Genomic DNA, 13,954 nt, shown 5'->3' with positions numbered 1-13,954 from the left:
AGTGTGACAATTGTGGCAAAATATGAATCATTACTTTCCCGATTTATCGGATATGCGAAGGTGAATACACGTTCAGATCCCGATTCAACTACGATTCCATCAGCACAGCGTGAAGTTGATTTTTTGAAATCGATCGCTGAGGAGTTAAATGAAATTGGATTGAGTGACATTCAGACTGATCCGAACAGTGGATATGTCACGGCGCTCTTACCAGCAAATGATGACGGCAAGGCGGCGCCAATTGGTTTTCTCGCACACATTGATACGGCAGATTTTAATGCTGAAAATATTGCGCCGCAAATTGTCGAAAACTACGATGGACAGTCGGATATTAATTTGAGTAAAGATGGTAAATGGATGTTAAAAACAGCCGAATTTCCTGCTTTACACAAATACGCCGGACAAACGTTAATCACGACCGATGGGACGACATTATTAGGTGCGGATGACAAAGCTGGCGTGGCTGAAATTATCACAGCCATGGATTACTTGGTTAATCATCCGGAAGTTAAGCATGGTGATCTCCACGTGGGCTTTGGACCGGATGAAGAGATCGGTACCGGCGCAGATCACTTTGATGCCAAGGGCTTTGGTGCTGACTTCGCTTATACTGTCGACGGCGGCCCACTCGGTGAATTAGAATATGAAACATTTAATGCAGCCCAAGCGACCATTGAAATTGATGGAAAAGAAGTGCATACAGCCACGGCTAAGGGCGTTATGATTAATGCCTTGCAGGTAGGGATTGACTTCCATAATTTACTGCCAGAAGGGGATCGTCCCGAATTGACAGAAGGTCGCCAAGGTTTCTTCCATTTGTACAAAATGAATGGCACGGTGGATCATGCGACCCTCACCTATATTATTCGTGATCACGATCGGCAAGTGTTTGAACAACGCAAACAGCAGATGCTAGACATCGCCGAAAAATTGAACGCTGATTATGAGGCCGATCGTGTTCATGTGACGCTGACAGATCAGTACTATAACATGCGCGAAGTCCTTGAAAAGGATATGACCGCCGTTGATTTAGCCAAGCAGGCAATGGAAGCCCTTAACATTGAACCCGTGATTTACCCAGTTCGGGGTGGGACGGATGGTTCAAAAATCTCATTTATGGGCTTACCAACGCCTAATCTTTTTGCCGGTGGGGAAAACATGCACAGTCGCTTTGAATTTGTTTCTTTGGCGACGATGGAACAGGCGGTTGACGTCATTTTGAAAATTAGTGAACTGAATACAGAAGCGTAGAATCGTAGAATCGCCTTTAACCAGGAAGCGAGTATAACTAGCCTTATCGGCCAGTTATACTCGCTTCTTCTGCGGTAGTTTTCCAAACAAAAAAGCGCGTCCGCTAAGATGCGAATGCACTATTTGTTTGCTTCATTAGCTGCTGGAGTGGACTTATCAGCCATCAAGTAAGTAAAGGTAGCAACGACGACACAAACGATCGCTGCTACGATGCCAATTTCCAACGGTTTATATGTCATTAATTCAAGTTGACCACCGATGTAGCCAATGACTTCACCCCAGATGAATCCCCAAAAAATTACGGTTAAATAACGCATTTTTTGACCACCTTTCGTTTCATTTAGTAGTTTAACACTCTCGTCACTGATTTCAATTGGATTTGTCCCTTCAAAAGAGACTTGTTCAGCAGTAGGTTATTGGTTTTGTTATAATAGCGGTACGAACAAACGTTTGAAAGGAGTTGTCGTGGTGCAACCAGAAATAAGTCCAGCTCATGATCTGACCACTCATGTCGTGCCGTTGTCTGTTCTAAGTAGCTATAGTTTGCTGAACAGCCCGATTCGTATTGACGCGTTGGTTAACGCAGCTAAACAGCGCGGATATGAAGCGTTGGCATTGACGGATATTAATGTTTTATACGGCGTGGTGGATTTTTTTAACGCTGCCAAAAAGGCTGGCATTAAGCCGCTGATCGGACTGACGATCGAATTGAATTCAGAACAGCATCTTGATCAAGTGTTTCCACTAACATTAGTGGCGCGAAATCAAGCAGGTTATCAGAATTTGATCCAAATTTCTTCAAAGAAAATGACATTGGCAGCTGATGCAACCTTGACTTTAACGCAAATCTCATCATGGTTAGGCAATGTATACGTCCTGAACGGTTTAGAAAGTGAAGTTGGTCGTTTAATCAATTCAGGTCAAAGTAGTCAGGCACAACGTTTGGTCCAGCAATTGCAACAAGCGGCCGATAACCAAACTGTTTTTATTGGGATCAGCGATCAGCAATCAGGAACCGCCATTGAGAATTTGCAAGAATTTTCGGAGCAAAATAGCGTACCACTTGTCGCAATGAATCCCATTCGATATTTAAATCCTGATGATCAATTTAAAACAAATGTATTGGCTGCGGTTGAAGCAGGCGAGCAGATAACAAATCTTGGTGTGGCCAGTCAGCAAACCGGTCCGTGGTATTTGCGCGAGGCAGGGCCACTGACAGCACACTATCAACAATTGAATTTAAATGATGCTGTTTTAGCTACCGTACAAATTGCCGCGACGTCTACGGTGGATTTTACGTTTCAAGCGCCACAGCTTCCTCACTTTCAGACGCCCGCTGGCCAATCTCCCGATCAATATTTACGCGACCTATGTGAGCAAGGGCTAACTAAACGGTTGGGGGACAGGCAGCCATTGTTTGACCGCTACCAAAAGCGGCTAACGCATGAGTTGGCGGTCATTCACCAGCTTGGCTTTGATGATTATTTTTTGATCGTGTGGGATGTTATGAATTTTGCCCATCAACATCACATCACCACAGGACCCGGACGTGGGTCAGCAGCCGGATCTTTGGTCGCCTACGTTCTTGATATTACCGAGGTGGACCCCTTAGCTTACGATTTACTCTTTGAACGATTCTTAAATGATCAACGAGCGCAAATGCCGGATATTGATTTAGATATTCCTGACGACAAGCGTGATCAGTTACTGCTGTATGTGCGAGATCGGTATGGAGCTGATAAGGTGGGACAAATCATTACATTTGGTACATTAGGCGCCAAGCAGGTTATTCGCGATGTCGGGCGTGTTTTTGGATTATCTACGTATCAATTAGCTGATTGGAGCCATGCAATTCCTGGCGGGTTAGGTGTCACCTTAAAAGACGCTCAAGATCAATCCCAACCGCTAAAAAATTTGATTGCAGATAGTTCGCTAAACCAGCTCCTATTTGAGACCGCTCTGGCGTTAGAAGGTCTGCCGCGACATACCTCAACGCATGCTGCTGGGGTGGTGTTAAGTGATCAACCGCTAACGGCGCTTGTTCCAGTCCAAACTGGTTCAGAAGGGTTGCTGGTTGCACAATTTCCTAAGAATACGGTTGAAGCGTTAGGCTTGCTGAAAATGGACTTTTTGGGTCTTCGAAATTTGACGATTTTAGCGAATAGTTTAACCACGATTGCCCAAACAACGGGACAGTCGTTAATTGTTAACGATATTCCGCTAACCGATCAAGCAACATTGACACTTTTTCAACGGGGAGAAACTAATGGCGTGTTCCAGTTTGAATCAAGCGGCATTAAGAATGTTTTACGACAACTGCACCCGGAAACCTTTGAATTAGTCGTTGCCGTCAACGCACTGTATCGACCTGGCCCGATGGAAAATATTGATCACTTCATTGCTCGTAAAAAAGGGCAGGAACCGGTTAGTTATCCAGCTCCGGCGCTGGAACCAATTTTAGGACCGACATTTGGCATCATTGTCTATCAAGAGCAAGTCATGCGCGTTGCTAGTGTCATGGGTGGTTTCTCTATGGGCAAAGCCGATTTATTACGCCGTGCTATGAGCAAAAAGGATCATGAAAAAATTGATGCACTACGACATGATTTTATTGATGGTGCGGTCCAACAAGGTTTTACTCAGGCGACGGCAGTACAAGTGTATGAGTACATTGAAAATTTTGCTTCTTATGGATTCAATCGATCACACGCTGTTGCATACAGTAAGATGGCGTTTGAGTTAGCTTATTTAAAAGTTCATTATCCGGGCGCCTTCTTTACGGCGTTATTGAATTCCGTGTTAGGCAATTCAACCAAAATCAAGTTATATCTGTTAGAAGCCCGACAACATGGTGTTAATGTAGCAGCACCAGATATCAACGTGAGTCGGCAGGATTTCTCGTTAATTAACGGGCAAATCATTTTTGGATTGAGCGATATTAAAGGGCTTCGACGGGATTTTGTGGCTAATATTTTGGCGAGTCGCCACGAATCAGGTCCATTTACTGATCTAGATAATTTTGTGAATCGAATTGAACCGCAATTTCGGAAAGCAGAGGGTCTGACAGCCTTGATTTATGCTGGCGCATTTGACCATTTCGGTCTGAATCGAGCGCAGCTATTAGATCTTTTGCCCCGGGTCTTATCAGGAGCCCAAGTTAATATTGACCTATTCGAAAGTAATCTTGGCTTAAAGCCTAAGGTTGCAGCGTTGCCAGATCTTCCCTTAAAGGATAAGTTGGCTCATGAAGCTGAAGTGTTAGGTGCCTACTTATCGGGACACCCAGTCGAACAATACACCGGATTGAGTCGCCAATTACAAGCGACTCCGGTGGTTGATTTAGTGGTCGGTCAATCGGCAACGGTGCTTTTGTATACCAGTAGAATTCGCGAAATTAGGACAAAAAAAGGCGATCGTATGGCTTTTGTCAGTGGAAATGATCCATCTGGCGAATTGTCCATGACGATTTTTCCACGGTTGTGGCAAGAAGTTAGCACATGGTTACAACCGGAACAGGTGGTGGTGGTACGGGGGCGAATTGACACAGGTCGACAACTTGAAATTGTCGCTGACTCACTTCAACTTGCAAATCAAACCGCACAAGCGATTCAAGCAAATAAGCTAGCAACGCACCAGACGGGAACCTGGTATTTACAAACGACGGCTGAAAATGATGAGACTGCTCAGCAACGGTTTCAAGCACAATATCAACAGATGCGAGGTGATAATCCAGTGATTGTTCATGATCAGATTACCGGTCGCACCGTTAAACTAGCCGACACTTATAATCTAGGCTTTTCTCCTGAGATCAAAACGACTTTGTCACAAATTTTCGGCATTGAAAATGTGGTATTTCGCTCGAATTCGCTTTCAAAAAAGTGAGGATAAAGCGAAAATGTTGAAAATAATGAAAGCAGCCGCGTTGTTTTCATGAATGTTTGTGAAAACGAATGAAAAGGGCGACAGGGTGTTTTAAAAAGTGTTAAACTGTTCTTGTAATTGATTGAGGCAGCATGTCTCAAAAACTCGCCACCATGTGGCACAAATCAAAGGGAGAGATTTTTCTTATGAAGAAAACTAAAATCGTTAGCACGCTTGGACCAGCTAGTACCGACGTTGACACGATTGTTAAGCTGATCGAAGCCGGAGCCAACGTTTTCCGGTTTAACTTTTCTCACGGAGATCACGAAGAACACTTGGGTCGGATGAACAATGTCCATGAAGCCGAAAAGATCACCGGTCAGACGGTTGGTATCATGTTAGATACCAAGGGCGCAGAAATTCGGACCACTGTTCAAAAAGACGGCAAGATCGCCTACAAGATCGGTGACAAAGTTCGAATTTCAATGGACGATAGTCTTGAAGGCGTCCACGACAAGATTGCTGTAACTTATCCAGGTCTGTATGATGATGTTCACGTCGGTGGCCATGTGTTGTTTGACGATGGTTTAATCGATATGAAGATTGATGAAAAAGACGAAGCCACGCATGAATTAGTGACAACTGTCCAAAATAATGGTGTGTTGGGCTCACGTAAAGGTGTTAACGCGCCTGGTGTTTCAATCAACTTGCCTGGGATTACTGAAAAGGACGCTTCTGACATTCGGTTTGGTCTGGACAATGAAATTGACTTCATTGCGGCTTCATTTGTGCGTAAGGCACAAGATGTCTTGGACATCCGGGCCTTATTAGAAGAAAAGAACATGCAACACGTTCAGATCTTCCCAAAGATCGAATCACAAGAAGGCATCGACAATTTTGACGACATCCTTGAAGTGTCAGATGGTTTAATGGTTGCCCGTGGAGACATGGGGGTTGAGATTCCACCTGAAAATGTCCCATTGGTCCAAAAGGAATTGATCCGTCGTTGTAACGAATTAGGTAAACCAGTAATCACGGCCACTCAAATGTTGGATTCGATGCAAGAAAATCCACGGCCAACTCGTGCGGAAGCTTCTGATGTGGCCAATGCCGTCTTTGATGGCACAGATGCTACCATGTTATCTGGTGAATCAGCTAATGGGGATTACCCAGTTGAATCAGTTGCAACGATGAACCGCATTGACATCAAGGCTGAAAATGATTTGAGTGTTGACGGTCATATTAACCACAACTATGACACGTCTGATGTCACTGAAGCAGTGGCAGCTGCCGTTGCTCGTACTGCAAGTAACCTGCATGTTAAGACGATTGTTGCAGCGACTGCGTCTGGTCATACGGCACGGATGATTAGTAAATATCGGCCAAATGCTGATATTTTAGCGGTCACTTTTGATGCACGGACACAGCGTGGATTGATGATTAACTGGGGTGTTTACCCAGTGATCGATACTGCACCAGCAAGTACTGATGACATGTTTGCATTAGCCAAGAAACGGGTCGTTGAAGAAGGCTTAGCCGAAAAGGGCGACACGATCTTAGTGACTGCCGGTGTGCCAGTTGGTACTAAGGGTACAACAAACATCATGCGCGTTATGCGAATTGACTAAATTAATGACTCAATGAAACTGTCTTCCAGTTTTGGAAGACAGTTTTTTTGTCGTAGACGTAATGAGCTCATCCGTTGAGCCACAATAAGTTAACGATTTTGGCCCAAATGGGGTTGGCATCGCTTCATACTTCATCATCTGCTATAATAGGCTCAATCAATTTTTTGCCAGGAGGCAAGCTGCATGCATGATTTACTCGGTCGCGTCATCGAAACAAAGGTGACGGACCAAAACGACGATTTTTACATCGTCCAGCGTGATGGATTTTCTTTCTTGTTCGCAAAACAAGAGGCTGATCACCAATTAGGAATTGGCGCTCAAATTATTGGCTTTGCATACGAAAACGAAAGTCACCAATACCAAATCACAACTAATATTCCGAAAGTGCAAGTAGGCCATTACGCTTTTGGAACGGTCGTTCGAGCTGCACACGGTTTGGGCGTTTTTGTGGACATTGGACTACCTAACAAAGATATTGTTGTTTCCGTTGATGAATTACCCACGATCGCTGCATTAACGCCTCAAAAAGGGGATCGGTTGATGATTAGTTTAGTGATTGATGACAAAAATCGGTTATGGGGGCATTTGGCAGATAGTGAAATCTTTACTGCCATCAGTCGTCGTGCGACACCAAAGTTGGTCAATCAGGACATTGCGGCAACTGTTTACCGATTAAAATTAGCTGGGACACTTGTGTTGACAGACGATTACTATTTAGGTTTTATTCATCCCTCTGAACGTGATCATGAACCTCGCCTCGGTGAACACGTAGCAGGTCGGGTTATTGGCGTTCGTCCAGATGGCGCTTTGAACTTATCGCTGAAACCTCGAGCCTATCAGGCCATTGACGAGGATGCTGCGCAACTGTTAGCAGCTTTGAATCACGATCCGATGAAACAACTGCCCTTTACCGATAAAAGTAGTCCAGTAGCGATTAAGGAATACTTTGGAATTAGCAAGGGGCAATTTAAACGAGCTGTTGGTCACTTATTACGGCTGCGTTATATCGAGCAGAGTGAAACGGGATTGACTTTGACAAAGGCAGGCGAGCAAGCAGGTCATGACAATCAATGAACCTAAGGCACTTACAGAGCCGGCTGAGGAATATTTACGCTATATTCAAGTCGAACGTGGTTTGGCGCCAAATAGCGTCACTAGTTATGAACGAGAGTTACGCTCATTTAACCTTTTTTTGGTTGCAAAAAAAATTACGCAACTGTCACAAGTGGATCGTTATGTCATTTTAACTTATTTACAAGCTCAGGATCAGGCCCACAAGGCTCGCAATACGGTCATTCACACTGTCTCTGTTTTGCGGAAATATTTTTTATTTTTAACCCGTGATGGGTACATTACGGATAATCCGATGCTAAAGGTTGATCCGCCAAAGTCAGCCCATCATTTGCCACAGGTATTAACGACCGCTGAAGTAGATGCTTTGCTACAAGTACCAGATGTGACTAAAGTGTTGGGGGTTCGGGATCGCGCGTTATTAGAAGTGATGTATGCTACTGGCTTACGTGTCAGTGAAGTGATTAATTTGACTGGTAATGATCTGCACTTAGACTTGGGATTTGTCAAAACGATCGGGAAAGGTCATAAAGAACGACTCATTCCGATTGGCGAAATTGCGAGCGAATGGCTAACTCAATACCTTGAAACGACTCGTCCCCAGTTAGTACGAGGACAAGCTACCAGCGCGATTTTTGTGAACGCTCACGGTCGGCAGTTAACCCGTCAAGGTGTCTGGAAGAATCTCAAAGCAATGGTTAAAGCAGCGGGTATTGATAAGGATGTCACGCCACACACGTTGAGGCATTCGTTTGCGACCCACATTTTGGAAAACGGGGCAGATCTGCGCGTTGTGCAAGAGTTATTAGGCCATTCGGACATCTCGACGACTCAGATTTATACCCATATTTCTAAACAACGGCTAACTGAAGTTTATAAGCGGGCTCATCCACGAGCCTAAATTGGGATTGGAGGGCAGCAACATGTTAGTTAAATATCGTGATGATTATCAAAAAACGACCATGGGGTTACTGTCTTATCTACCAGATTTCCATAAGATGGCCCATTTGAAAGCTGAAATGCAGTGGTATGCAGAAGGTACGGGGCGGGAAATGTACCTTTGGCGAAATGAACAACAACAGTTCACTGGTGTGGTCGGTTTTGAACAAGAAAATGATTTTATTTTGATTCGGCTGTTGGCGTTATCGCCTCAAGAGCGAAATGATCAAACGCGCAAGGCGATTTTAGATGCAGTGGCTGAATTATTTCCCGATCAGAAACTTATGGGAACCATCGCGACCACACCGATGTTAATGAGATGGCAGAACCTTGATGCCCGCTAAATCTATGGTCAAAAGATACGCCGGTCAAACCGCCCATGATCGTGAAGCCCAAATCAACCAGGCCTTAGCTAATCAACCAACGATTAAAATTGATGATTTTGAAGGGCCACTAGATTTACTCCTGCATTTAATTCGACGAGCTGAGATGGATATTTATGATATTCAAATTTCGGCCATCACTAGCCAGTATTTAGGCTACTTACACAGTATGAAAGTCTTAAAATTGGATGTTGCTGGTGAATATTTAGTGATGGCGGCTACGTTAATGACGATTAAGAGTCGTTTATTATTACCTAAGCCAGAACCGATGGTCGAGCCAGCAGATGAACCTAGTGACGACCCACGTGCTGAGTTGGTGGCTCAATTATTAGAATATCGACGTTACCAACAGGCAGCAGGTGAGCTGCGTCAAAAGGAGCAGGATCGTCGACAATACTTCACTCGACCTGCCAGTTCACCCCCTGAAGAAATAACATTAGCTCCAGTGGCTGCTGGTTTATCGATAGCTGACTTACAGGCGGCCTTTGATCAAATGCTCGTGCGCCGCCAGCAGGCTAAACCGGTCTTTAAGACAGTGACCCCGGAGACTTTTTCAGTTCGCCACCAGATGGAAAAATTATTGGCACAACTTAAACCTGGACAACCACAGGAATTTACGGCCTTGTTTGATCAAACACCGGGAACAGATGAATTAGTCACGACTTTTTTAGCCATGTTAGAGTTGATCAAAGCGGACTCAATTCGTTGTGATCAGGCGACAATTAATGGACCAATCATGGTTTATGAGAATAAACAGATTCTCCCGGCAACACCAAGCTTTGAGGATGGCGCAAATTAATGACCAATATCGAACAAATCGAAGGATTACTATTTGTTGCGGGCGATGAAGGCATTTCATTAGCAGAACTGGCTCATGCAACCGGTTTTATGCGCCCAGCAATCAATCATTTACTTGACGAAATCAAACAACGCCATCAGACCAATGCAGATGATCCCTTATGCTTGCTAGCCAATGACGGTATTTTTCGGTTAGCCACCAAGGTCGAGTTGGCTCCCGTGATTAAACGTTATTTTGAAGCGCCTTTGGCCACCAGTTTGTCGCAAGCTTCGCTAGAGGTTTTAGCAATTACGGCTTACCAACAGCCAGTTACACGAATCGATATTGATGAAATTCGTGGTGTGTCGAGTACTGCGACATTACAAAAACTGATGTTAAGAAATTTAATTGAGACGCACGGACGTAAAGATGAACCAGGACGACCAATTTTATATCAAACGACTAATTATTTTTTAGATTACTTTGGTTTGACCTCATTAGCGCAATTACCACCGTTGCCGCAGGTTGCGGATGCTTCTATGGATCAACCACTTAATTCTGACTTGTTCTTAACTGCGTTTAACCAGCAACTAACCGGGCAAGGAACTTTGAACCAGGGATCGGCAACTTCGCTAGATGCCACCACTTTGGATCGGTCAACAACGGATACGGAATTTTAAAAAGGAGTCACAATGGAACGACTACAAAAAATTATGGCACAAGCAGGAGTTGCGTCACGGCGTAAGTCTGAGACCTTGATTGCCACTGGTCACGTTCAAGTGAATGGGCAGGTGGTGACAGAATTAGGGACTAAGGTCGGCCCCAACGATGCGATTCAAGTTGATGGTATCGCTTTGATGCAAGAAAAGTTCGTTTATTATTTGCTTTATAAACCGCGTGGCGTCGTTTCCACTGCTCACGATGATAAGGGCCGTCAAACAGTTGTTGACCTGCTAGAAGAGGTTACGGAGCGAGTGTACCCCGTTGGCCGACTTGATTACGATACATCTGGTCTATTGTTATTAACAAATGACGGACAATTGGCTAATCAACTGATGCATCCGCGCTACAAGGTTGATAAAACCTATATAGCTAAAGTGAAAGGTATTCCGACCAATGAAGCGTTGGAGCAACTACGCCATGGGTTAGTGATTGAGGGTCATAAGACTGCTGCTGCCAAGGGGAAAGTGCTGAGTATAGATCGACGAAAAAATACCGCCGTAGTTCAGTTGACGATCCATGAAGGTCACAATCATCAAGTTAAAAATATGCTGGCAGCAATTGGAACGCCAGTTGAAAAGCTTAGCCGAGAAACTTATGGTCCGTTGACCTTGGCTGGTTTAACCTCCGGTGATTACCGTCCATTAAAGCCCCAAGAATTATTAGCCTTGCGTGAAGCGGTCAGTCAGACGGCCAAGCCACATCAACGCCGGCGATAAAAGGTTAAATCAACGCTGTTACTGACTTAGGTTTGACGATTGTTGGAGGTCATTGTGGCACCAGAACTATTGCTTGCCTTGTTATCACTAACGCAACCGCGACGGCCGAAGGTGATTTACAATTGTTTACGCGGCCGCAAGACGGTTTCGATTTTATTTTGGAGTTTACGCTATGACTTATTGTCATGGCTAAACACATTTCCTAATTTGACATGGACGAGTTTTGAAGCAACCCTCGGTCAGTTGGTCGCTAGTAAACAGGTTCAATGCGATGCTGATGGTCAGTTGTTGCTGTCACCAGCCGCTGCGCGAATTAATGTGGATGTGATGTTGCCAAAAACAACGCGACAACGGGCGAAATTGCTCCATTTAAAGCAGTTGCGTGAGACAGTTTTATTAGGACTGCAAGCATTGGCACAACAGTCACATCACCAAATGAACTACTTTCCGCTTAGTGTGGGAGAGCCCGCCCGCCAAGCGGTACGCTCGTGGTTTGAAGGCCTTAATCAACAACATGATCAGAAAAAAGCAATCGCGTCATTAGCAAACTGGTTGCAGCAACAGTCAGAATTGCAAGCTAATTTATTTGTTGCACAGTTCGTGGGCGGATCGGTAACCGGTTTAACTTCAACCCAGCTTGCCCAACAATTTGAATTACCAAGTTGGGAACTCGAATTGCGCCAATTAGCCAACTGGTTGGAATTTGCAGGGGCCTTTTCATCTTCAAACACGTCGTTGGGACAACTTATAGCTGCTTGCTGGCAGTCACAGCTGTCGGCCTCCATCGCGCAAACTTTGCTTGCCATTCAAGCTGACAAGTCTCGTCAACAGATCAGTGAACAGCGACATTTAAAGTTGAGTACAGTCAATGAGCATTTATTAACGGCGGCTATTTTACTGCCCATTGATCAGTTTCCGTTTACAAAGTTTTTATCCCCCGAGGTTCACCATCGTTTGGCTGCTAACATGCCGCAAAATATTGATTTGTGGCAATTTGATCAACAATCAGTTACCACAGATTTCTTTTTATTTCGGTTAACGCAGATTTTGGAGAGTAAACATGACACAGGAACCGACACACGTGAAACCGGATGATCCACGGCTAAAGTTGCAACAAACGAGCGTCAGTCGTGCACGAGAACGTTTGGCAGCCTTGAAAACGCATTTTGGCTATCAGCAATTTCACGATGGTCAAGCGGAGGCGGTTGATGGTTTGCAAAATGGTCACGATGTCTTGGCGGTCTTACCAACCGGTAGTGGGAAAACCTTAATTTACGAGTTGACGACTTATTTATTTAATCGCCCGTCACTAATTGTTTCACCGTTATTGGCTTTAATGCAAGATCAGGTAGGCCGCCTTAATCGCCGTGGTGAACGGCGAGCGGTGGCTTTAAACTCAATGCTTAAACCGGGCGATCAACAGCAAGTCTTAAACCAGTTGAGTAGGTATCGATTTATTTTTGTTTCGCCAGAAATGTTATTGAATGACCGCGTTTTAAATGCGCTAAAGCGGATACCTTTGGGATTAATGGTCGTTGACGAAGCTCATTGTATTTCAACGTGGGGACCAGATTTTCGCCCAGCCTATTTAAATTTAGGGCAGGTCCGCCAACAATTAGATCACCCAGTCACATTAGCCTTAACAGCAACTGCTGATGAGCAAGTTCAGCAAGATATTAAGCGAGTCTTAGCATTTGATGACACCGCTCAGGCTATTATTCATTCTGTCGATCGACCAAATATTTTTTTGGCCGTTGAACAGGTGGCGTCGATTCAGCAAAAAGAAGCGCGACTATTAACCTTGCTCCAAGAAGTAGCTTTTCCAGGAATAATCTATTTTTCAAGCAAGGCGCAAGCTAGCGAATGGGCCCAGTCACTAGTTGAACAGGGATATACAGCCGCCGCTTATCATGCGGGATTAGATGGACAAACACGCTTTGCCATTCAGCAGCAATTTATGCAAAATCAGTTGCAGGTTGTTTGCGCAACTAGTGCGTTTGGTATGGGCATTGATAAGGCAGACATCCGCTTTGTCTTCCACTATCATTTACCAGTGAGTTTAACTGATTATGTGCAAGAAATTGGCCGGGCAGGGCGTGATGGTCAACCTAGCCTTGCTGTTGTGGTGATGGCGCCGGGAGATCAACAACGGCCAATCGATCTAGTCAATTTACAGTTACCATCGGACGCTGAAATTGCTGAGGGTTATGCGACGCCTCTGGCAAATCTGAATAGTGAGACGCACGATCTGATCAATTATTATCGTTCACATCATTACACCGTTGAACAAGTTGAACATCTTTTTGCAGCACGCCGACGATCTCAACAACATTCGTTGGCTCAACTATTCAAGTATGTTCGGAGCACAACATGTTTACGTGCGCAGCTATTAAGTACTTTTGGTGAGTCGGCTCCGGAGCATTCTGTAACCTGTTGTGCGCCCGTGGGGACGCAACTTGATGTTCGTCAACTACATTTACCGACCAAGCCTATGCAACCTAGGGGCGATCGACCGATCGTACATCATTGGCGCGACCAGTTACGCCAACTTTTTAGCGAAAACTTTACCAATTGATTTTGTGGACTATGCTAGTATGGATGTAA

At 44.7% G+C, this 13,954-nt stretch carries 11 protein-coding genes and 1 pseudogene; 11 read left to right on the top strand and 1 reads right to left on the bottom strand.

Annotation, left to right across the window (positions count from 1 at the left end):
* Positions 1–12 precede the first annotated feature (12 nt).
* On the top strand, positions 13–1,251 hold the full coding sequence (pepT, locus tag ACKTR2_RS01985) for a peptidase T (protein ID WP_407882356.1): 1,239 nt from the start codon (positions 13–15) through the stop codon (positions 1,249–1,251).
* A 119-nt stretch (positions 1,252–1,370) separates the two neighbouring features.
* On the opposite strand, the gene ACKTR2_RS01980 is transcribed toward pepT, so the two are convergent.
* Positions 1,371–1,568, bottom strand: coding sequence for a YjzD family protein (locus ACKTR2_RS01980; protein WP_407882355.1), 198 nt, complete (start codon positions 1,566–1,568; stop codon positions 1,371–1,373).
* Between the two features lie 151 nt (positions 1,569–1,719).
* Between ACKTR2_RS01980 and dnaE the strand changes: the two genes are divergently transcribed.
* From dnaE to ACKTR2_RS01930, 10 genes and pseudogenes are all read left to right on the top strand, one after another.
* Positions 1,720–5,133 (top strand): DNA polymerase III subunit alpha, encoded by a 3,414-nt coding sequence (dnaE, locus tag ACKTR2_RS01975; protein ID WP_407882354.1) that lies wholly within the window; start codon positions 1,720–1,722, stop codon positions 5,131–5,133.
* Between the two features lie 185 nt (positions 5,134–5,318).
* Positions 5,319–6,734, top strand: a pseudogene (gene pyk, locus ACKTR2_RS01970) (pyruvate kinase); the annotation flags it as partial.
* A 189-nt stretch (positions 6,735–6,923) separates the two neighbouring features.
* Positions 6,924–7,814: a CvfB family protein gene (locus ACKTR2_RS01965; RefSeq protein WP_407882353.1), complete on the top strand. Its 891-nt coding sequence runs from the start codon at positions 6,924–6,926 to the stop codon at positions 7,812–7,814.
* Positions 7,801–8,712 (top strand): site-specific tyrosine recombinase XerD, encoded by a 912-nt coding sequence (gene xerD, locus ACKTR2_RS01960; protein WP_407882352.1) that lies wholly within the window; start codon positions 7,801–7,803, stop codon positions 8,710–8,712. The genes ACKTR2_RS01965 and xerD overlap by 14 nt, the downstream gene beginning before the upstream one ends.
* Positions 8,713–8,734: 22 nt before the next feature.
* Complete coding sequence (locus tag ACKTR2_RS01955) at positions 8,735–9,094, top strand: N-acetyltransferase (RefSeq protein WP_407882351.1); 360 nt, start codon at positions 8,735–8,737, stop codon at positions 9,092–9,094.
* 4 nt (positions 9,095–9,098) lie between these two features.
* Positions 9,099–9,932, top strand: a complete 834-nt coding sequence (locus tag ACKTR2_RS01950) for a segregation and condensation protein A (protein ID WP_407882350.1) — start codon at positions 9,099–9,101, stop codon at positions 9,930–9,932.
* Positions 9,932–10,591 carry an SMC-Scp complex subunit ScpB gene (scpB, locus tag ACKTR2_RS01945; RefSeq protein WP_407882349.1) on the top strand — a complete coding sequence of 220 codons (660 nt, stop codon included), beginning with the start codon at positions 9,932–9,934 and terminating at the stop codon, positions 10,589–10,591. The genes ACKTR2_RS01950 and scpB overlap by 1 nt, the downstream gene beginning before the upstream one ends.
* 12 nt (positions 10,592–10,603) lie before the next feature.
* A complete protein-coding gene (locus ACKTR2_RS01940) occupies positions 10,604–11,350 on the top strand; it encodes a pseudouridine synthase (protein WP_407882348.1) in 747 nt (248 codons plus the stop codon).
* Between the two features lie 54 nt (positions 11,351–11,404).
* On the top strand, positions 11,405–12,445 hold the full coding sequence (locus ACKTR2_RS01935) for a helix-turn-helix domain-containing protein (protein WP_407882347.1): 1,041 nt from the start codon (positions 11,405–11,407) through the stop codon (positions 12,443–12,445).
* Complete coding sequence (locus ACKTR2_RS01930; protein ID WP_407882346.1) at positions 12,411–13,925, top strand: RecQ family ATP-dependent DNA helicase; 1,515 nt, start codon at positions 12,411–12,413, stop codon at positions 13,923–13,925. Before ACKTR2_RS01935 ends, ACKTR2_RS01930 begins: the two co-directional genes overlap by 35 nt.
* Positions 13,926–13,954 lie beyond the last annotated feature (29 nt).

The sequence above is a fragment of the Furfurilactobacillus curtus genome (genome assembly GCF_045862785.1).
In the GTDB taxonomy this organism is placed as follows: Bacteria; Bacillota; Bacilli; order Lactobacillales; family Lactobacillaceae; genus Furfurilactobacillus; species Furfurilactobacillus curtus.
Note: the sequence above shows the minus strand (reverse complement) of the source record. Positions and strands in the feature narration are given on the sequence as shown.

Coding starts and splice junctions, on each gene's coding strand:
- ACKTR2_RS01980 (WP_407882355.1), bottom strand. CDS start 1,568: ATGCGTTATTTAACCGTAATTTTTTGGGGATTCATCTGGGGTGAAGTC.
- xerD (WP_407882352.1), top strand. CDS start 7,801: ATGACAATCAATGAACCTAAGGCACTTACAGAGCCGGCTGAGGAATAT.
- ACKTR2_RS01950 (WP_407882350.1), top strand. CDS start 9,099: ATGGTCAAAAGATACGCCGGTCAAACCGCCCATGATCGTGAAGCCCAA.
- scpB (WP_407882349.1), top strand. CDS start 9,932: ATGACCAATATCGAACAAATCGAAGGATTACTATTTGTTGCGGGCGAT.
- ACKTR2_RS01955 (WP_407882351.1), top strand. CDS start 8,735: ATGTTAGTTAAATATCGTGATGATTATCAAAAAACGACCATGGGGTTA.
- ACKTR2_RS01965 (WP_407882353.1), top strand. CDS start 6,924: ATGCATGATTTACTCGGTCGCGTCATCGAAACAAAGGTGACGGACCAA.
- ACKTR2_RS01930 (WP_407882346.1), top strand. CDS start 12,411: ATGACACAGGAACCGACACACGTGAAACCGGATGATCCACGGCTAAAG.
- ACKTR2_RS01940 (WP_407882348.1), top strand. CDS start 10,604: ATGGAACGACTACAAAAAATTATGGCACAAGCAGGAGTTGCGTCACGG.